Annotated in this window: 12 protein-coding genes; 7 read left to right on the top strand and 5 right to left on the bottom strand. The window is 68.9% G+C overall.

Annotation, left to right across the window (positions count from 1 at the left end; all coding sequences use genetic code 11):
- The first annotated feature begins 191 nt into the window (after nt 1-191).
- The gene (locus tag ACYVII_RS01725) at nt 192-2,114 is read left to right on the top strand and encodes a hypothetical protein (protein ID WP_460530000.1); all 1,923 of its coding nucleotides are present in this window, start codon (nt 192-194) and stop codon (nt 2,112-2,114) included.
- On the top strand, nt 2,111-3,070 hold the full coding sequence (locus ACYVII_RS01720; RefSeq protein ID WP_460529997.1) for a tetratricopeptide repeat protein: 960 nt from the start codon (nt 2,111-2,113) through the stop codon (nt 3,068-3,070). The genes ACYVII_RS01725 and ACYVII_RS01720 overlap by 4 nt, the downstream gene beginning before the upstream one ends.
- Here ACYVII_RS01720 and glgB read toward each other — a convergent pair whose 3' ends face one another.
- Together glgB and ACYVII_RS01710 are read right to left on the bottom strand one after the other, a co-directional pair.
- Entirely contained in the window at nt 3,071-5,260 is a 2,190-nt protein-coding gene (gene glgB / locus ACYVII_RS01715; protein ID WP_460530523.1) for a 1,4-alpha-glucan branching protein GlgB, read from the bottom strand.
- 60 nt (nt 5,261-5,320) lie between these two features.
- Nucleotides 5,321-7,387 (bottom strand): alpha-1,4-glucan--maltose-1-phosphate maltosyltransferase, encoded by a 2,067-nt coding sequence (locus tag ACYVII_RS01710; RefSeq protein WP_460529994.1) that lies wholly within the window; start codon nt 7,385-7,387, stop codon nt 5,321-5,323.
- A gap of 137 nt (nt 7,388-7,524) precedes the next feature.
- Here ACYVII_RS01710 and glgP point away from each other — a divergent pair, with 137 nt between their 5' ends.
- Nucleotides 7,525-10,083: a glycosyltransferase family protein gene (gene glgP / locus ACYVII_RS01705; RefSeq protein WP_460529991.1), complete on the top strand. Its 2,559-nt coding sequence runs from the start codon at nt 7,525-7,527 to the stop codon at nt 10,081-10,083.
- Nucleotides 10,084-10,091: 8 nt separating this feature from the next.
- Here the strand turns inward: glgP and ybaK are convergent, their stop codons facing one another.
- Together ybaK and glgX are read right to left on the bottom strand one after the other, a co-directional pair.
- Nucleotides 10,092-10,589, bottom strand: coding sequence for an aminoacyl-tRNA deacylase (ybaK, locus tag ACYVII_RS01700; protein WP_460529988.1), 498 nt, complete (start codon nt 10,587-10,589; stop codon nt 10,092-10,094).
- Between the two features lie 2 nt (nt 10,590-10,591).
- Nucleotides 10,592-12,640, bottom strand: a complete 2,049-nt coding sequence (gene glgX / locus ACYVII_RS01695; protein WP_460529985.1) for a glycogen debranching protein — start codon at nt 12,638-12,640, stop codon at nt 10,592-10,594.
- A gap of 19 nt (nt 12,641-12,659) precedes the next feature.
- On the opposite strand from glgX, the gene ACYVII_RS01690 reads away from it, so the two are divergent.
- Together ACYVII_RS01690 and mnmA are read left to right on the top strand one after the other, a co-directional pair.
- Nucleotides 12,660-13,907, top strand: coding sequence for a cysteine desulfurase family protein (locus ACYVII_RS01690; protein ID WP_460529982.1), 1,248 nt, complete (start codon nt 12,660-12,662; stop codon nt 13,905-13,907).
- A 118-nt stretch (nt 13,908-14,025) separates the two neighbouring features.
- Entirely contained in the window at nt 14,026-15,132 is a 1,107-nt protein-coding gene (gene mnmA / locus ACYVII_RS01685) for a tRNA 2-thiouridine(34) synthase MnmA (RefSeq protein WP_460529979.1), read from the top strand.
- 48 nt (nt 15,133-15,180) lie between these two features.
- Here mnmA and ACYVII_RS01680 read toward each other — a convergent pair whose 3' ends face one another.
- Nucleotides 15,181-15,723 (bottom strand): RBBP9/YdeN family alpha/beta hydrolase, encoded by a 543-nt coding sequence (locus ACYVII_RS01680; RefSeq protein WP_460529977.1) that lies wholly within the window; start codon nt 15,721-15,723, stop codon nt 15,181-15,183.
- A 98-nt stretch (nt 15,724-15,821) separates the two neighbouring features.
- Here ACYVII_RS01680 and ligA point away from each other — a divergent pair, with 98 nt between their 5' ends.
- Both ligA and ACYVII_RS01670 read left to right on the top strand, forming a co-directional pair.
- Entirely contained in the window at nt 15,822-18,224 is a 2,403-nt protein-coding gene (gene ligA, locus ACYVII_RS01675; protein WP_460529975.1) for an NAD-dependent DNA ligase LigA, read from the top strand.
- Entirely contained in the window at nt 18,221-20,131 is a 1,911-nt protein-coding gene (locus ACYVII_RS01670; protein ID WP_460529972.1) for an alkaline phosphatase family protein, read from the top strand. Before ligA ends, ACYVII_RS01670 begins: the two co-directional genes overlap by 4 nt.
- Nucleotides 20,132-20,143 lie beyond the last annotated feature (12 nt).

The following is a 20,143-nucleotide window of genomic DNA, read 5'->3' as shown; positions in this document are numbered from 1 at the left end:
CGGCTCCGCGACCCGCCGTTCCGGCCGCTGGGAGCGGGTTCCCAGGGGTGTTTCGGTATCGTGGGATGCCTGCCGGGCGCCGCCCGCGGCGGCCGTCACCCGAAACACTGATTGCGGGCGCCACTCATCGGCGCCGGTTGCGCCCGTCGCGACGGCACAGAGCGTGCGGATGCGACAGCGAAGGAGAGTTCGTGCGATTCCTGATCGCCATCCTGGCGTTCATCGCCGCGGCCGTGATGATCGGCCTGGGGTTCGCTCAGCGGACCATCTGGATTCCGCCCACGAACATCGTCACCGGCACCGTCGTTGAGGGCGGAGCGCCGTTCACCGTCATCGACGGATCCGTGCTGCGTGCACGTCCTGGCCAGCAGACGCTCACCGTCTCCGGCGGAGGCAAGCCGTTCGTCGCCTACGGCCGCACCTCCGACGTGCTCGCCTGGCTCGGCACGGAGAAGTACGCGAAGGTCTCCTACAACCCGGCTACGAATACCCTGTCGTCGCACGTGGTCAGGGCAAAGCCGAGCAAGGCATCCACGCCGAAGCCCTCCGACACGGCCACTCCTGGGCCGACGTCGACCCCTGCCCCGACGTCGACCCCCGCACCGACACCGAGCGCAACGGCCGGTTCCGGTTCGACCTCGAGCGACTCCGCGAACAACTCGAACCGCACCGGCCCGAATCCGGCGGGATCGGACCTGTGGCTGGAGGAGTTCAGCGGTGACGCCGCCTCGATCACGAAGATGAACGTGCCGCGGACGGTCAGCGTCATCGTCGCCACTGACGGAACGAAGCCGGCACCCGACAAGATCACCATCAACTGGCCGCTCGACAGCCGCACGCCGTTCGCGGGTCCGCTCATCGTCGGGGGAATCGTCGTCGCCGCGTTCGGAGTGCTGATGTACGTGCTCGCCATCCGCCACATGCGGCGCTCGCGCGGGCCGCGTCGTGGGGGAGGCAAGCCGCCGAAGCTGCCACGCGGCTCCAAGCCGCCGAAGCCCAGCGATTACGAGCCGACGAACGAGGTGGAGGGGTCGCCGAAGGGCAGGCGTTCGATCGGCCGAGCATTCGTCGCAGTTCCGGTTGTGCTGGTAGGAACGCTCGTGCTCGCAGGATGCTCGTCGGACTACTGGCCCCAGTTCGGCGGCTCGACGGCGACTCCGACCTCGACGCCGATCGCCACCAACCTGCCCGGGCAGGGAAAGGACACGCCACCGCCGGCGGTCACCGGTCCGCAGCTGGACAACATCGTGAACAAGATCGCTGCAGTGGCGAGCAAGGCGGACAGCGCTCTGAACGGAACGCTCGCAGCGACGCGGTTCAGTGGTCCAGCACTGGATGCCAGAACCGGCGACTACGCGTTGCGCGCGAAGAAGTCGGACGCACCGGCCGAGCAGGCGATTCCGAGCAACTCGGTCTCGCTGGCCCTGCCAGAGGCCACGAACGACTGGCCACGCGTGGTCAGCGCCGTCGTGCACGATCCGAAGGACTCCAAGGCGGCTCCTCTCGACCTGGTGATGATCCAGAAGGCCCCACGTGACAACTACACGGTGCAGTACGCGATCGCGCTGGAGGCCGACGCGAATGTGCCGGACCTGCCACCGGCCAACATCGGCACGTCGATCGTGCCGCCGGACTCGAAGCTGCTGTCGGTCGCGCCGAACAAGCTGGCGGAGTACTACGGCGACGTGCTCCAGAACGGCGAGAAGAGCAAGTACTACAGCCTCTTCGACTCGAAGTCCGACAAGCTGGCGCCCCAGGTGGGAGCGGCGTACAAGGCGTCGCAGATCACGAACCTGCCGAAGACCGCGTCGCTCGACTTCGCGAGCCAGCCCGGCACGGACGGGCCGATCGCCATGGCGACGAACGACTCGGGCGCCATCGTCGCCACCAGCCTGAACGAGGTGTCCACACTGAAGCCGGTGGAGGCCGGTGCCACCGTGTCGACCAGCAACCCGAACGTGCAGGCGCTCACCGGCGTGACCGACAGCACGAAGGGCCTCGAGACCACGTACGGCTACCAGCTACTGTTTTACGTGCCGCCCGCGGAGTCGAAGCACAAGATCGTGATGCTCGGCTTCACGCAGGCGTTGCTCGGTGCGAAGGAACTCGGATGACCAACACCCCTGATGCCGCATCCTTCCGCGGCGCCGTCGACCTCTCCGCGCTCGCGAACCGTCCGGCGGGGCAGCCCGCCGGAACGGACGGCGCGGATGCCGCGCCCGTCCAGACGCTGCCCGGTCTCGTCTACGACGGCACGGACCAGAACTTCACGCAGTTCATCGAGTTGTCGAATACCGTGCCGGTGATCGTCGACCTCTGGGCCGAATGGTGCGGGCCGTGCAAACAGCTGTCGCCGGCGCTGGAGCGCGCGGTCAACGACTACGCCGGCCGTCTCGTGCTCGTGAAGGTCGACGTCGACGCGAACCCCCAGCTGGCGCAGGCGTTCCAGGCACAGTCGATTCCGACCGTCGTCGCCATCATCGGAGGCCGGCCGGCACCGCTGTTCGTGGGCGCCATTCCCGAACAGCAGGTGCGCGAGGTGTTCGAGCAGGTGCTGCAGATCGCGGAGCAGAACGGCGTGACCGGCAGTGTGAGCGTCGAGGACGCGGTCGGCACGGAGAGCGCGGACACGGCGTCCGAGCCCGAGCCCGAACCGCTGCCGCCGCACCACCAGGAGGCGTACGACGCGATCGAGCGCGGCGACTTCGACGGCGCCATCGCCGAGTACCGGCTGGCGATCGCACAGAACCCGGCAGACGATCTGGCGGTGGCAGGGCTCGCACAGGTGAACCTGTTGAAGCGGCTCTCCACCGTCGACGCGAATCAGGTTCGGGATGCCGCCGCATCCGCCCCGGATGACGCCGACGCGGCACTCGCGGTCGCCGACCTCGACCTCTCGGGTGGGCACGTCGACGACGCCTTCGGCCGGCTGCTCGACCTGTTCGCAACCGCTGACGCGGCCACTCGCGATCTGATCCGCACGCGTCTCGTCGACTATTTCGAGATCGTCGGCGTCACCGACCCGCGTGTGATCAAGGCACGCGGCCGCCTGGCGTCGCTGCTGTACTAGCTAGTCAGCTGCGATGGTGCGCTTCGGGCGCAGCCAGAGGGCACCGAGCGGCGGCAGATCGAGAACGGCGGATGCCTGCATCCCGCCCCACGGAGCATCCGTCGCGTTGACGACGCCCAGGTTGCCGACACCCGAGCCGCCGTACTCGGTGGCGTCGGTGTTCAGCAGCTCCTCCCAGTCCCCGGCGAAGGGCATCGGCAGGCGGTAGCCGTTGTGCGGCACCCCGGCGAAGTTCACGACGCACACCAGCGGATCGCCGTCGGCACGACGGGCGAACGCGACGACGTTGCCCTGCGCGTCTCCTCCGTCGATCCACTGGAAGCCGCGCGGGTCCTGGTCGTAACGCCACAGCGCGGGCTCGTCGCGATAGATGTCGTTGAGCCGCGCCACGAGGTCCCACAGGCCCCGGTGCGCTGGCTGGTCGAGGATCCACCAGTCGAGGCCGCGTTCCTCGCTCCACTCCGACGGCTGCCCGAACTCCTGGCCCATGAACAGCAGCTGCTTGCCGGGGTGCGCCCACATGAACGCCAGGTAGGCGCGAACGTTCGCGAGCTGCTGCCAGTGATCGCCCGGCATCTTGGACAGCAGCGACCCCTTGCCGTGCACCACCTCGTCGTGGCTGATCGGCAGCATGAAGTGCTCGCTGAACGCGTACACGAACGAGAACGTGATCTCGCCGTGGTGGTACGAGCGGTACATCGGGTCCTCGTGCATGTACTGCAACGAGTCGTGCATCCAGCCCATGTTCCACTTCAGCCCGAATCCGAGCCCGCCCGCGCTCGTCGGAGCCGTGACCCCGGGGTAGGCGGTGGACTCCTCAGCGATCATCACGATGCCCGGGTTGCGCTTGTATGCGGTGGCCGTCGCCTCTTGCAGGAACGAGATCGCCTCCAGGTTCTCGCGGCCGCCGTGCACGTTCGGCAGCCATTCGCCGTCGGCCCGCGAGTAGTCGAGGTACAGCATGGAGGCCACGGCATCCACGCGCAGTCCGTCGACGTGGAACTCCTCGAGCCAGTACAACGCATTCGCCACCAGGAAGTTGCGCACCTCGGGGCGGCCGAAGTCGAACACGTACGTGCCCCAGTCCTTCTGCTCGCCGCGGCGGGGGTCCGGATGCTCGTACAGCGCCTCGCCGTCGAACCGCGCGAGGGCCCAGGCATCTTTCGGGAAGTGCCCCGGCACCCAGTCCATGAAGACGCCGATGCCCGCGCGGTGCAGCCGGTCGATGAGATAGCGCAGATCGTCCGGATGCCCGAATCGGCTGGTCGGTGCGTAGTAACCGGTCACCTGGTAGCCCCATGAGCCGCCGAACGGATGCTCCGCCAACGGCAGGAACTCCACGTGGGTGTACCCGAGCGCCGTGAGGTAGTCGATCAGGGCGTCCGCTGCCTCGCGGTAGCCGAGCCCCGGGCGCCACGACCCCAGGTGGAGCTCGTACACGCTCATCGGGCCGGTGTGCGGGTTGCGGGAGCGGCGGGCCAGCATCCAGTCGCCGTCGTCCCACGCATAGTCGCTGGAAGTGACGACGGAACCCGTGGCGGGCGGAACCTCGGCGAGCCGCGCCATCGGGTCGGCCTTGAGGCTCCACGCGCCGTCTTTGCCGCGCAGCTCGAACTTGTAGATCGCGCCGGGTGCGACGCCGGGTAGGAACAACTCCCACACGCCGCTGGCGCCCATGGAGCGCATCGCGGAGCCGGTGCCGTTCCAGTCGTTGAAGTCGCCCACCACGCGCACGGCCGTCGCGTTCGGCGCCCACACCGTGAACGCCGTGCCCGAAACACCCTCGTGCTCGCGGTAGTGCGCCCCGAGCGCGTCCCAGAGCCGCTCGTGACGGCCCTCTCCGATGAGGTGCAGGTCGAGCTCGCCGATCGTGGGCGTGATCCGGTACGGATCCTCAGCGGTCCACACCGACCCGTCCTCGTAGCGCGCCTCCACCAGGTATGGCTGCGGCCCGAGCACGCTGACGCCCTGCCACACGCCGTGCCCGAGATGGCCGAGGGAGACTCGGGCGCCGGTGGTGAGCACGGCCGTGACCGATCGGGCAAGAGGCCGCAGGACACGGATGACGGTCACGCGGTCCGCGACGCCGTCCGCCGCCACCAGGTGCTGGCCGAGCACCGAGTGCGGCTCGTGATGGCGCCCCTCGGCGACGGCCAGCAGCGCCGCGTCGTCCACCACGGGTGCCTGCATCGCGGCGGACCCGTCCGCGTGCGCCGTCGTCGTCATCTCGTTCTCGGACATCGGGCCGCCTTACGCCATGGGAGTTGCAGGGAAGTTCACGCTGAGGATGTGCACCGGCTCGTGGAAGGCATCCAGCCGCACGTAGTTGGCGGCACCCCACGACCATGTCTGACCGGTGACGGCATCCGTCACTTCGAACGTTGCGCCGTGCGCCAGACCGATTTCCGCAAGGTCGAGGTGCACGAGCGTCTCGCGCACCGCGTGCGGGTCGACGTTCGCGACCACGATCACGGTATCGGGATCGCCGGTTCCGGTGAACTCGGCGGGCAGGTGCTTGCTGTAGACGAGTACGGCGTCGTCCTCGCTGGAGTGCACGTGAAGGTTGCGCAGTTGCCGAAGCGCAGGATGCTCGCGCCGCACCCGGTTGAGCATGGTCAGGTATGGCGCCAGCGATTCGCCCCGCGCCTCGGCGCCGTCGTAGTCGCGCGGCCGGTACTCGTACTTCTCGTTGTCGATGTACTCCTCGGCGCCGCTGCGAGCCACCGATTCGTACAGCTCGTAGCCGGAGTACACGCCCCAGAGCGGGGCACCGGTCGCCGCGATCGCCGCACGCACCTTGAACGCCGGCCGGCCGCCGAACTGCAGGTACTCGGTGAGGATGTCCGGCGTGTTCACGAAGAGGTTCGGCCGCATGAAGGCATCGGTCTCGTGCGCGATGGAGTCGAGGAACTCCTCCAGTTCGGCCTTCGTGTTGCGCCACGTGAAGTAGGAATACGACTGCTGGAAGCCTGCCTTCGCGAGCGTCTGCATCACGGCGGGCCGGGTGAACGCCTCGGCGAGGAACACCACGTCGGGCTCCTCCGCGTTCACGGTGTGGATGAGCCACTCCCAGAAGTCGACGGGCTTCGTGTGCGGGTTGTCGACGCGGAAGATGCGGATGCCCGTACCGATCCAGTACCGCACGATGCGCAGCACTTCGCCGCGGATGCCTTCCGGATCGTTGTCGAAGTTGACCGGGTAGATGTCCTGGTACTTCTTCGGGGGATTCTCGGCGTAGGCGATCGAGCCGTCGGGGAGCCGGGTGAACCACTCCGGATGCTCACGCACCCACGGGTGGTCAGGGGACGCCTGCAGCGCGAGATCGAGCGCCACCTCGAGTCCCGCCTTCTTCGCCCGCGCGACGAAGCGTTTGAGGTCGGCCTCGGTGCCGAGGTCGGGGTGGATCGCATCGTGTCCGCCCTGCGCTGAACCGATGGCCCACGGTGAACCGGGGTCGTTCTCGCCGGCATCGAGCGAGTTGTTCGGGCCCTTCCGGTAGGCGAGCCCGATCGGGTGGATGGGCGGCAGGTAGACCACGTCGAAACCCATCTCGGCGATCCGGGGCAGCCGGGACTCCGCCGTGCGGAACGTGCCCGACTTCCAGGAACCGCCGGCGTTGCGCACGGCGCCCACGGAGCGTGGGAAGAATTCGTACCATGCGCCGACGCCGGCGCGTTCCCGTTCGGCGAGCACCTCGTATTCGCGGGATGACGTCACCAGGCTGCGCAGCGGCTTGCGGGTCAGGTGGTCGAGCACCCCGTTCAGCTCCACGGCGTCCAGCCGTACTGTCGCAGGTTGCCCTTCCTTCACGAGCGCCTTCGCTTCGCTTGCGAGCCATCGCCCGTCCGCCTCGTTCGGCTGCTCGGCTGCGGCTCGATTGAGGAGCTCGGCGCCGGCGGCGAGCATCAGGTCGGTGTCGATTCCTGCGGGCACCTTGATGCCTGCGGCGTGCCACCAGGTCGCCACGTCGTCGGCCCACGCCTCGATGTGGAAGCGCCACGTGCCCTGCTCGTTCAGGAGCGCCGTGGTTCCCCAGCGGTCCGTGCCTGGCGCGAGTGGGGACATCCTGCGCCGCAGCGTCGTGCCCGAGGGTGCAGTGAGTACGAGCTCCACACCGATCAGGTCGTGACCTTCGCGGAACGCGACGGCGGAGAACGGCACGACCTCGCCGTCGTACGCTTTGGCGGGCCAGGCGCCGCCTTCGACGACCGGGCCGACCTCGAGGATCGGAAGCCTGCCCAGCACGGGCCGGTACTCGCTCCTCGGTGCTGCTTCCGCCGGGCGATTACGCGGCGAGCGTGACGACGTGGTCGGCATTCTCCGACCGTAGCGCGATGGGGGCCCGAAATCGCCACCCCTTGCACGTCGCGCGCGTCGCCGCGACACTCCCGCGCGAGGCTCGTGCCGGGCATCCGTTCATGCGTTCGACATGCGGCGTGGGTAGGGTTGCGCGAGTGAAAGCCATCCGTCGATTCACCGTCCGTGCGGTCATCCCGGACTCCCTGCAAGCGCTTGACGAACTCGCCTCGAATCTGCGCTGGTCGTGGCACGAGCCGACCAGGGATCTGTTCCGCCACATCTCCGAGAACCTGTGGCGGGGTACGAACCACGATCCGATCGCGCTGCTCGGTGCGGTCAGCCCCGAACGCCTGACCGAACTTGCCGGCGACGACGGCTTCATCGGCTGGGCGAACGGCTTGCGCGACGACCTCCGCCGCTACATCGGCGAACCGCGGTGGTATCAGAGCCTTCAGGATGCCCCGCAGTCGATCGCGTACTTCTCGCCAGAGTTCGGCATAGCTGCGGCGCTTCCGCAGTACTCCGGCGGCCTCGGCATCCTCGCCGGAGACCACCTGAAGAGCGCATCGGACCTCGGCGTGCCGCTCACCGGAGTAGGGCTGTTCTACCGGTCCGGGTATTTCGCGCAGTCGCTGACCGCCGACGGCTGGCAGCAGGAGAGCTATCCCGTGCTGGATCCCGACGGGATGCCGCTGTCGGTGCTGCGCCACGCGGACGGCACGCCGGCCGTGGTGGCGCTCGCCATGCCCGACGGCCGCACGCTGAGCGCCCGCATCTGGACTACGCTCGTGGGCCGAGTGCGTCTGCTCCTGCTGGACACGAACATCCCGGAGAACGACGAAGACCTGCGCAGCGTCACCGACCGGCTGTACGGCGGCGGGGGAGAGCATCGGCTGCTGCAGGAGCTGTTGCTGGGCATCGGCGGCGTCCGGGCTCTGCGCACGGCCACGAGCCTGCTCGGCCTCACCGCGCCGAGCGTGTATCACACGAACGAAGGCCACGCCGGGTTCCAGGGGCTCGAACGCATAGCGGAGCTGATCGGCGAGGGCCTCGCATTTCCGCAGGCGCTGGAGGCGGTGCGGGCCGGCACTGTGTTCACCACGCACACGCCGGTGGCCGCGGGCATCGACCGCTTCGAGGCATCCCTCGTGCACCGCTACTTCGAGGCGCACGAGCTGGTACCGGGAATCGATGTCGACGATGTGATGCGCCTGGGCGCGGAGGACTACGACGGCGGATCGCCGGGCGTGTTCAACATGGCCGTGATGGGGCTGCGACTCGCGCAGCGCGCGAACGGTGTCTCGAAGCTGCACGGCAACGTGTCCCGGCACATGTTCGCGGGGCTCTGGCCGGGATTCGACTACGACGAGGTGCCGATCGGTTCGGTCACGAACGGTGTGCACGCGCCGACCTGGACCGATCCGCTTCTGACGGAGTTGGCGCAGAACGCGCTCGGCACGTCTGACACGACTCACGCCGACTGGCTCTCGCCGGCGCTCAGCGATCACGACCTCTGGAACGTGCGCGGGAGGATGCGCGAGAACCTGGTGCAGGATGCCCGCACCCGCGTCGCCGGGGAATGGCAGCATCGGTCGCGCGGAGCGATCGCTCCCGCGTGGCTGTCTGGTGTGCTCGACCCGCACGTGCTCACCATCGGATTCGCGCGGCGGGTCGCCACCTACAAGCGGCTCACTCTCATGCTGCACGACAAGGAGCGGCTCACTCGCCTGCTGAACGATCCGGAGCGTCCGGTGCAGCTGGTCATCGCCGGCAAGGCGCATCCGGCGGACGACGGCGGCAAGCGGCTCATCCAGGAACTCGTCGAGTTCGCGGACTCGCCCGAGGTGCGCAACCGCCTCGTGTTCCTGCCGGACTACGACATCACCATGGCGCAGACGCTGTACCCGGGCTGCGACATCTGGCTGAACAATCCGCTGCGGCCGCTCGAGGCGTGCGGCACGAGTGGCATGAAGGCCGCGCTGAACGGGGCGCTCAACCTGTCCATCCTCGATGGCTGGTGGGCGGAGTACTTCGACGGCGAGAACGGCTGGGCCATTCCGTCAGCGGACGCGGCAGGCGACGCCGGGGAACGCGACGCGCTCGAGGCCAACGCGCTCTACGACCTCATCGAGCACCAGATCGCGCCCCGGTTCTACGACCGCGACGAGAGCGGGGTGCCGATCACGTGGATGCAGCAGGTGCGGCACACCCTGAAAACCCTGTCTCCAGAGCTCAGCGCGGATCGCATGGTGCGCCAGTACGTCACCGAGCTGTACGTGCCCGCGTACGCCGAGGCGACGCAGCTGGCCGCGAACCGGTACCAGGGCGCCCGCGAGTTCGCGACCTGGAAGCAACGGGTGACCGACGCGTGGCCGCAGGTGGCGGTCGTGCACGTGGAGTCCGGGGGCTTGGATGCCGTTCCGCAGGTCGGCGACAGGCTCCGTCTGCGCGCCCACGTCGACCTCGGCTCCCTGGAGTCGTCGGACGTCGCGGTGGAGGTCGTGTACGGCCGCATCGGCGAGGACGACGAGCTCGAGAAGGTCGGGCATCAGCGGTTGAGCCACCACGACGGCGGCGCCGGCGGCACGTCCGCGTTCGAAGGCGCCGTGCCGCTGGACCGCGCAGGGTCGTTCGGTTACACGGTGCGTGTACTGCCGTGCAACCGCGCCATGGCGAGCCCGGCTGAGCTCGGCCTGGTCACCGTTGCCCGCTGAGCCCGGCGTCAGCGCGCGATGGCGGCCAGACGCCCGCCGGTGACCGCGAGAAGGTCAGCCGGAGACAGCTCGATGTCGAAGCCGCGGCGACCGCCCGAGACGTAGACGGTCTCGAAGGCGGAGGCCGAGGCATCCAGCACGGTCTCCAGTCGCGACTTCTGACCGACCGGGGAGATCCCGCCGACGACGTAGCCCGTCTTGCGCTGGGCGGCCGCGGCGTCGGCCATTGATGCCCGCTTGGCCTCGACGGCGGTGGCCAGCGCCTTGAGGTCGAGCTGACCGGTGACCGGGACGATGCCGACGACGAGCCGGCCGTCGGCGTCGGCGATCAGCGTCTTGAACACCCGCGCCGGATCGACGCCCAGCGCGATCGCCGCCTCGATCCCGAACGCCGTCACGCCCGGATCGTGCTCGTAGGCGTGCGCCGCGAACGGAACACCGGCGTGCGTGAGCGCCAGCGTCGCCGGTGTTCCTGCCGGCCGCGTTGACGCAGACTTCTTCGGCACCGCTACTCGTGCGCCCGGAACAGCTTCATCGACGTGGGTCCCATGTCGACGGCGTCGCCCGGTGCGTGTTCGCCGTCGGCGCCGGCCACCGTCTCCCGTGCGCTGTCCCACAGCAGCGTGTAGCCGGCGACACCCTCGCGCTCGGGCAGCTTCACCACGGTGTCCGTCTCGAGGCCGTGCACCACGAGCAGGATGCGGTTGAACTCCTCGAACTCGGGCGTCGACGCGGCGAGGTACTGCAGCGTGCGGTTCTCGGGCGAGTCCCAGTCCGCTTGAGCCATCGTCTTCCCGGAGGCGTCGTACCAGTCCAGCTGGCTGGCGCTCGGCACCGTCTCGCCGAACTTGCCGAACCGCACGGGACGCAGTGCGGGGTTCTCCCTGCGCAGCCTGATCAGCTCAGCGGTGACGGCGGCGAAGTCCCTCTGCCGTTCGTCCCAGTCCCAGCGGAACCAGGTGAGCGTGTCGTCGTGGCAGTACGCGTTGTTGTTGCCGGACTGGCTCCTGCCGTACTCGTCGCCCGCCGTGATCATCGGGATGCCCGCAGACAGCAGCAGCGTGCCCATCAGGTTGCGCGCCGCCTTCCGTCGCACCGCACGGATGCTCTCATCGTCGGTCGGTCCCTCCACTCCGTGATTGAACGAACGGTTGTCGTTCGTTCCGTCCCGGTTGTTCTCGCCGTTGCCGAGATTGTGCTTCTCGTCGTACGAGACGAGGTCGGCGAGCGTGAAGCCGTCGTGCGCGGTGACGAAGTTGACCGAGGCCAGCGGCCCACGCTCCGGCGTGAAGAGGTTCGACGATCCGGCGAGGCTGGTCGCGAACGATCCGATGCCGGTTGGCGCGGAGCCGTGCGCGCGGGCATCCGCGATGTCCGCCAGCCAGAACGAACGCACCCGGTTGCGGTAGCGGTCGTTCCATTCGTGCCAGCCGTTCGGGAACCCGCCCGTCTGCCAGCCGCCGGGACCGATGTCCCACGGCTCGGCGATGAGCTTGACGCCCTCGAGGTACGGGTCGTCGACAATCGCGGTCACCAGCGAGTGGTCGCCCGCGAACTCGCCGGTCTCGTCCCGGCCGAGGGCGGCGGCGAGGTCGAAGCGGAAGCCGTCGATCTGCACGTCGTTCGCCCAGTACTTCAGCGAATCGAGCACCAGCCGATCGGCGACGGGGTTGCCGTAGTCGATCGTGTTGCCGACGCCGGTGGTGTCGATGTACGAGCCGTCGGGGTTCTGCCGGTAGTACGTGGCGTTGTCGATGCCGCGCAGGCTGGTCGTGGGGCCGCCGAGGCCTTCCTCCGCCGTGTGGTTGTAGACGACATCGAGGATGACCTCGAGGCCCGCCTCGTGCAGCAGCCGCACCATGCCCTTGAACTCCCGCAGCACCGCAGCGGCTCCGGATGCCTGCGCCTGCTTGGTGGCGTACGGCGCGTGCGGAGTGAAGAAGTTCAGCGTGTTGTAACCCCAGTAGTTCGACAACCCGAGCCGCGACAGGCGCTGCTCGGTGGCGAAGGCATGCACCGGCAGCAACTCGATGCTGGTGACACCCAGCCGGTGGAAGTGCTCGATGGTCGCCGGATGAGCGAGGCCCGCGTAGGTGCCGCGCAGGTCCTCCGGAATCGCCGTGTTGAGCGTGGTGAGGCCCTTCACATGCGCCTCGTAGACCACCGTGTGGTCGGTGGGCACGCGTGGCTTGCCGGTACCGGCCCAGTCGAAGTCGCCGTCCATGACGACGGAGCGCCACTCCTTCGTGCCGGCCCGCAGCAGGCCGCGCGAGTACGGCTCGATCAGCAGCTTGCGTTCATTGAAATGGTGCTCGGGTGCGCGTGGTCCCGAGCACCTGATGTTGTAGCGGGTGCCCGGTCTCAGGTGCGGCGACTGTGCGATCCACACGTCGCCGTGGCCGCGGGTGAGCGGCACCGTCTCGATCAGCCAGTTCGGATCGGAGTCGTCGAAGATCAGCAGCTCGATCGAGGTCGCGTTCTTCGAGTACACCCCGATCGTCCCGCCGTCCGCCTCGGCGCGAACGCCGAGCTGCGACAGGGGATCCTCGCTGGACATGCGTTCTACAGTAATTCGTATGCCGGTCTACCTTGACCACGCCGCCACTACCCCCGTTCTGCCCGAGGCGATCGAGGCGTACACGCGCGCGCTGACCGAGGTCGGCAACCCGTCGAGCATCCATTCCGCCGGCCAGTTGGCGAAGCGCACGCTCGAGGATGCCCGTGAGCAGCTCGCGGGAACGCTCGGCTGTCAGGGCATCGAGGTCGTGCTCACCTCCGGGGGCACCGAGGCGATCAACCTGGGCATCAAGGGGTTGTACTGGGCAGGGGCCCGTCGCGGCGCGAATCGCATCCTCGTGCCGGAGGGTGAGCATCACGCCACGCTGGACACCGTCGAGTGGCTGCGGTCGTACGAGGGCGCAGAGGTGGAGTGGCTCCCTCTCGACGAGCAGGGATTCGTGCGGCTCGACACGCTGGAGCGCGCTCTGTCACGCGATCCGCACGCCGTCTCTCTGCTCACGTTCCTGTGGGCGAACAACGAGGTGGGGACCATCCAGCCAGCCGAGCGGATCATCGGGCTGGCGGCATCCGCGGGCGTTCCTGTGCACATGGACGCCGTGTCCGCATTCGGACACCTGCCCGTGGACTTCGCCGGCATGCGCCTGCGCACCGGCTCGAAGGCGGGAGCGGGGCTCACGGCACTGAGCGTCTCGGCGCACAAGGTCGGCGGCCCGGTCGGGGCCGGCGCGCTCGTGCTGTCGCGTGACGCCACGATCGTGCCGCTCATTCACGGCGGCGGGCAGCAGCGCCAGGTGCGCAGCGGAACGCAGGATGTCGCCGCGGCATCGGCGTTCGCGGTGGCGGCGGTTGCCGCGGATGGGGTCCGAGCAGCCGAGTCCGAGCGACTCACGGCGCTGCGCGACCGTGTCATCGCGGGCGTGCGTCGCGCGGTGCCCGACGCGGTGCTCAGCGGTCCGGAACCGGGTCCGGGCACCGTTCACGGACATCCGGATGCCCGCCTCGCCTCGAACGCGCACTTCACGTTCCCCGGCTGCGAGGGCGACTCCCTGCTGTTCCTCCTCGACGCGGCCGGCGTCGAGGTCTCGACCGGATCGGCGTGCCAGGCGGGTATCCCCGAACCCTCTCATGTGCTCCGCGCGATGGGCCGCACAGAGGACGAGGCGCGCGGCGCGCTGCGCATCACACTCGGACGCACCTCGACGGACGCCGACGTCGACGCATTCCTGGCGGCGCTCCCCGCCGCGTACGCGCAGGCCTCCCGCGCCGGCCTCGCCGCCCGCGAGTCGGCACTTGGTGCCCGCTGACGCACCCACCGCCACGGCCCGACCGGTGAACGACATCCGGCAACGCGGCCCGATCGCTGCCGACGGCCGAGCCGCCAGCGGGATGAACATCCAGGGACACTTTCGTAGGCTGTAGCCCATGCGTGTTCTGGCGGCGATGAGCGGCGGAGTGGACTCCGCGGTGGCGGCGGCGCGCGCCGTGGAGGCCGGTCACGATGTCGTCGGCGTGCACCTGGCACTCAGCCGGATGCCTGGAACGCTGCGCACCGGCAGCCGCGGCTGCTGCACCATCGAGGACTCGATGGATGCCCAGCGGGTGGCGAACCTGATCGGCATCCCGTACTACGTGTGGGACTTCTCCGAACGGTTCAAGCTCGACGTGGTCGACGACTTCATCGCCGAGTATTCGGCCGGCCGCACGCCCAACCCGTGCCTGCGCTGCAACGAGAAGATCAAGTTCGCGGCGCTCCTGGAGAAGGCGCTGGCACTCGGCTTCGACGCGGTGTGCACGGGACATTACGCGAGCATCGTGACGGATGAACGAGGCAACCGCGAACTGCACCGAGCGGCGGCGTGGGCGAAAGACCAGTCGTACGTGCTGGGCGTGCTCACGGCGGAGCAGCTGGCCCACGCGATGTTCCCGCTGGGTGCGACGCCGTCGAAGGACTTGGTGCGGGCCGAGGCGGCCGAACGCGGCTTCACGGTGGCCTCGAAGCCGGACTCGCACGACATCTGCTTCATTCCCGACGGTGACACGCGTGGCTGGCTCGCCGAGCACGTCGGCACCGCGCCGGGCGACATCGTCGACCGCGAGGGCAGCGTCGTCGGCAGCCACGAGGGCGCGACGGCATACACGGTCGGCCAGCGCCGCGGCCTGGGCATCACAGTGCCGGCACCGGATGGGCGTCCGAGGTTCGTGCTCGAGGTGCGTCCGAAGGAGAACACGGTCGTCGTCGGCCCCAAGGAGGCGCTCGACATCGCCGAGCTAGCGGGGAGCCGTGTGAGCTGGGCCGGACCGCCTCCCGAGGATGCCGCGACGCCCTTCGCGTGCGAGGTGCAGATTCGCGCCCACGCGGACCCGGTGCCCGCCGTGGCGTTCGTGCACGACGGTGAGCTGGTCATCCGGCCTGCCACGCCCATCAACGGTGTCGCAACAGGGCAGAGCGCGGTCGTCTACGTGGGAACGCGCGTTCTCGGGCAGTGCACGATCGATCGAACGGTCAGCGCCGCGCGCGTGCGGGCCTGAGCAGCCGGGATCCGAGTAGCGGGTACCCGAACAGCGCAAGCGGCCGGCTCACGGCCATGGCGGCAGCACCGTTCCGGTGCCCGCTGCGAACGCGGTGAGGAGCCGGCGGCCCTCGTCCCACTCGCCGAGCCGGCTCGCGCGGTTGAGATGCCCGTGCTGCCCCACGTTGACGAGCGGGACGTGCCACCACGTGCTCAACTCGCGGAGATGGTCGAGTGAGCTGTAGGGGTCGTCTTCAGACGCGACGATCACAGCCGGAATAGCCAGCGCCCGGTGCGGTGCCTGGAACCCCTTAGCCTCAGCGGGGAACGCAGGCGCGTTCTCGTCGGGTGGGGCCACGAAGAAGGCGCCGGTCGCGCGGCCGCCGCGAGCGAGCCAGGATGCCACGGCCAGGCATCCGAGGCTGTGCGCCACGAGAATGTCGTCGGCCTCGACAAGGCGGTCGAGGGCCTGCACCCAATCCTCGCTCTGCGGCTCGGCGAACGAGGCGGGAGCGAGGCGCACGGCCGCAGGCCCGAGCGATTCCTGCCAGATCGACTGCCAGTGGTCGTGCGGGGAGTCGTCGATTCCGGGAACGATGACGATGCGCATGATCCTCCCTCTGGGCGACCCCGATTGCGGGATGCAATCGGGGAACGCCATCCTCGCAGGTCCGCGGCGTCGTCGGCGGCCGAACCTATGATGGCGACGTGACGGACAATCCTGCCGACTTCGACTCCGCCGACTTCGACTCAGCGCGCGCCGAATCCGCCGAGCTGCGTGAGCGCATCGAGAGCAATCGGATCGCGTACTACGCCGGCGGCAGCCTGATCAGCGACGCCGAGTACGACGCGGACATCCACCGGCTCGAGGCCATCGAGGCGCGCTTCCCAGAGCTGGTCAGCCAGGACAGCCCGACACAGACCGTGGGCGCCGACATCGCATCGGCCGGATTCCCACCGCACGAGCACGCGGAACGGATGCTCAGCCTCGACAACGTGTTCAGCATCGACGAGCTGCGCGACTGGGCGAACAAGACCCAGCTGGCGGCCGGGCATCCGGTCCGCTGGCTCACCGAGGTGAAGATCGACGGGCTCGCGATCAGCCTGGCCTACCGCGACGGCGTGCTGGAGACCGCCACTACGCGCGGCGACGGAACCGTCGGCGAAGACATCACCGAGAACGTGGACTGGATCCCGGTCATTCCACGCAGGCTCACCGGCGGCGGATGGCCCTCGTTCTTCGAGGTGCGCGGCGAGGTGTTCCTCAAAACAGCGGACTTCGAGTTCCTCAACGAACGGCAGCACCAGCTGCAGGAGCAATACGCCCAGTCGCAACGCGCAAAGGGCAAGACCGACGAGGAGATCAAGACCCGCTACCCGGAGTTCGCGAACGCGCGCAACACGGCGGCGGGGAGCCTGCGCCAGCGGCGGGAGAACAAGTCGGCGCAGGAGCTTGAGCTGATGCGCGAACGGCAGGGACGGCTCTCGCTGTACCTGCACGGCATCGGCGCGTGGGCCGACCCGCCCGTGCGCACCCAGTCGGAGATGTATGACCTGCTGCGCTCCTGGGGGCTCCCGGTGTCGCCGCACAACCGCGTGCTCGATGGTCTCGACGAAGTGGCCGGTTACATCGCCGAGATGGGGGAGCGGCGCCACTCGCTCGAGCACGAGATCGACGGCGTGGTGATCAAGGTCGACGACCTCGCCACGCACGACGAGCTCGGGGCCACGAGTCGTGCGCCGCGGTGGGCGATCGCGTACAAGTACCCGCCGGAGGAGGTCTTCACGACGCTGCTGGACATCCTGGTCGGAATCGGCCGCACGGGAAGGGCGACTCCCTACGCGGTGATGACGCCTGTGAAGGTGGCGGGCAGCACCGTGCGCCAGGCGACGCTGCACAACCAGCAGGTGGTGAAGGCGAAGGGCGTGCTCATCGGCGACACGGTCGTGCTGCGCAAGGCGGGCGACGTCATCCCGGAGATCCTCGGCGCCGTGGAGGAACGACGCGACGGAACGCAGCGGGAATGGCGGATGCCCGAACTCTGCCCCGAGTGCGGCACCCGTCTGGCGCCGGCGAAAGAGGGCGACATCGATCTGCGGTGCCCCAACTCGCGGTCGTGCCCAGCGCAGGTGCGCGGCAGGATCGAACACATCGGCTCGCGCGGGGCGCTCGACATCGACGCGCTCGGCGAGGTCACGGCCGCCGCGCTCACGCAGCCCCTGGTGCCGGCCGAGCCGCCGCTGGCGAACGAGGCCGGGCTGTTCGAGCTCACCGAAGACGAGATCGTCCCGATCGAGGTGGTGGTGCGCGACGTCGAGACCGGCGCGCCGAAGGTGGACGAGGAGACGGGACTGCCTGTGCGGCGGGCGCCGTTCCAGAAGGTCGCGCTGGTGTACCCGCCCGGGTTCGAGAACGCGAGCGCCGCGGAACGACGCGCGGCGAGCATCCGCAAGAACCATCGGCTCGTCTCGCCGTCCGAGGCGGCCGTGACCCTTCTCGCCGAACTCGAGAAGGCTAAGACGCAGCCGCTGTGGCGCCTGCTCGTGGCGCTGAGCATCCGGCACGTCGGGCCCGTTGCGGCACGGGCTCTGGCGAACTGGTTCGGGTCGCTGGATGCCATTCGCTCGGCGAGCAGGGAGGAACTCGCCGCTGTCGACGGCGTGGGCGGCATCATCGCCGACGCCGTGCTCGACTGGTTCGAGGTCGACTGGCACCGGGAGATCGTGGAGCGATGGGCGGCGGCGGGCGTGCAATTCGCGACCCCAGGGCATCCGGGTCCGGGACACGCGGAGGAGGCGGGTGGTCCGCTCGCGGGCCTCACCGTGGTGGCGACCGGGTCGCTGGAGGGCTTCACGCGTGAGGGCGCACAGGAGGCGATCGTCGCCGCAGGCGGCAAGGCCGCGTCGAGCGTGTCGAAGAAGACCGACTACGTCGCGGCCGGTCCGGGGGCCGGGTCCAAGCTGGCGAAGGCGGAGGAGCTGGGCGTGCCGATCCTCGACGCCGAGCAGTTCAAGCTCCTGCTGGAGGGCGGTCCGGCAGCCCTGGCCGGCACGCCAGGGGACGTGGACGACGAGAACGTTCCGGTCGAGGAAGGCGCGTCCGAGCGGTGACCGCGCACGGCGTCCAGCCCGGGGAGCCCGATCCGGGTGGCTCCGGTGCGGAGCCGGCCGACTCCGCCGGCCGCGATGCGTCACGCCGCGACTTCCTCCGCGGAGCGGGCATCGCCGCGGCGGGTGCGGCAGCGGGAGGCATCGTCGGCGGCGTCGTGGGCGGGGTGCTCGGGGCTGCGGCGGGCCGGGCGAGCGTGCATCCGGAGATCGAGCGCGAGCTCGGCCTGCTCCCGGTGCCGTCGAAGCCTGGCTTCGACCACCTCGTGGCGATCATGTTCGAGAACAGGTCGTTCGACAACATCCTCGGATTCCTCTACGCAGACGGAGATCCGCCCCGCGGTCAGCACTTCGAGGGACTCGATGTGAACCGCGACATGAACCGGGACCCGCTCACCGGTCTCGACATCCCCGTGCACGTCTACAACGGCACGACCGACTTTGTGATGAGCCAGCCCGACCCGGATCCGGGCGAGGAGTACCCCTACGTCAACCAGCAGCTCTTCGGCAGGGTCGATCCGCCAGGCAACGCGCACAAGTTCCTCGAGCAGATGGAGCCGCCGTTCAACGCGCCGCCCACAGGTGCGAAGCCGGACATGAGCGGATTCCTCGCCGACTACATCGACCACATCCGGGTGGACCGGCGAGGGGTCACACCGCAGATCGACGAGTACCGGCGAATCATGGGAGCCTTCGACCCCACGATGCTGCCCGTGTTCTCGACGCTCGCGCGGGAGTTCGCTGTGTATGACCACTGGCATTGCGCCGTGCCGTCGCAGACGTTCTGCAACCGGTCGTTCTTCCACGCAGCAACCTCTCACGGCTTCGTGACCAATAACGGAAGCGGTGGTTACCGCAAGTGGTTCGGCGTCGACGCCGGGGAGGGCACTATCTTCAACCGGCTCGAGAGTGCCGGTATCGGCTGGGCGATCTACTTCGATGACAACCAGTTCCTGTCACTGACCGGATTCATCCACGCACCAGCGCTCCGGAAGTTCTGGAAGACCGATCACTTCCGCACCATGACCCGCTTCTACGACGACGTGAAGCGAGGTGAGCTCCCCGCGTATTCGTTCATCGAGCCTCGGCTGACCTACGACCACAACGACATGCACCCGCCGGTCGGACCGTTCACCAGAACGGATGTCGACGGCCACGCGATCGCCAGCGGCGCGATCTCCGATGTGCGCGCAGGTGAAGCCCTGTTGCACCGGGTGTACTCGGCCATACGGGAGAGCGCCACCCTGAACGGATCGAACGCGATGAACACGATGCTGTTCGTCACGTTCGACGAGCACGGCGGCCTGTACGACCATGTGCCGCCTCCGGGAGCGAAGCCCCCTTCGAAGAAACTGGGCGACACCGAGATGGGCTTCGGCTTCGACCGCCTCGGCGTGCGCGTTCCGGCTCTCGCGATCTCGGCGTGGACAGCAAAGGGACACGTGATCAACGAGACCATGCACCACTCGAGCGTGATGGCCACGCTGGAGAGGAAGTACCGGCTGAAGCCCCTCACCGACCGGGACGCGGGCGCGCCGACCATCGACAACGCCGTGACGTTGCGCACGCCCCGGCAGCCAACCACGTGGCCGCAGACTCATCCGCAATGGGTGCCGCCGAACCCGGAGGCCGGTCCGCCAGTGCCGGGCGGCGACGATGACCGCCCGCTCGGGCCGCCCGGCGTAGGGCTGCTGGGCATGCTCATTGCGCACTACGAAGGCGACGAGACCAAGGTGCCGCGCACGTACCGCGAGGCCTACGAGCTCATCACCGTCTCGGGCAAAGGAGTGTTCGGCACCGGTCCGAACCCGATGGAGCCGCTCCTGCCTCCGCTCGGTTTTACCGGATCGCCTTCGGCGACGCCGGCGCCCACGCCCGCCACGACGTCGCCGCCGACCCCCGCCGAATAGACTGGACGGCAT

The sequence above is a fragment of the Humibacter ginsengiterrae genome (assembly GCF_054780115.1).
The sequence above is the reverse complement of the archived record's forward strand: the minus strand, read 5'-3'. Positions and strand labels throughout refer to the sequence as shown.

Coding starts and splice junctions, on each gene's coding strand:
- ACYVII_RS01720 (WP_460529997.1), top strand. CDS start 2,111: ATGACCAACACCCCTGATGCCGCATCCTTCCGCGGCGCCGTCGACCTC.
- glgB (WP_460530523.1), bottom strand. CDS start 5,260: ATGCAGGCACCCGTGGTGGACGACGCGGCGCTGCTGGCCGTCGCCGAG.
- ACYVII_RS01710 (WP_460529994.1), bottom strand. CDS start 7,387: ATGCCGACCACGTCGTCACGCTCGCCGCGTAATCGCCCGGCGGAAGCA.
- glgX (WP_460529985.1), bottom strand. CDS start 12,640: ATGTCCAGCGAGGATCCCCTGTCGCAGCTCGGCGTTCGCGCCGAGGCG.
- ACYVII_RS01690 (WP_460529982.1), top strand. CDS start 12,660: ATGCCGGTCTACCTTGACCACGCCGCCACTACCCCCGTTCTGCCCGAG.
- mnmA (WP_460529979.1), top strand. CDS start 14,026: ATGCGTGTTCTGGCGGCGATGAGCGGCGGAGTGGACTCCGCGGTGGCG.
- ACYVII_RS01680 (WP_460529977.1), bottom strand. CDS start 15,723: ATGCGCATCGTCATCGTTCCCGGAATCGACGACTCCCCGCACGACCAC.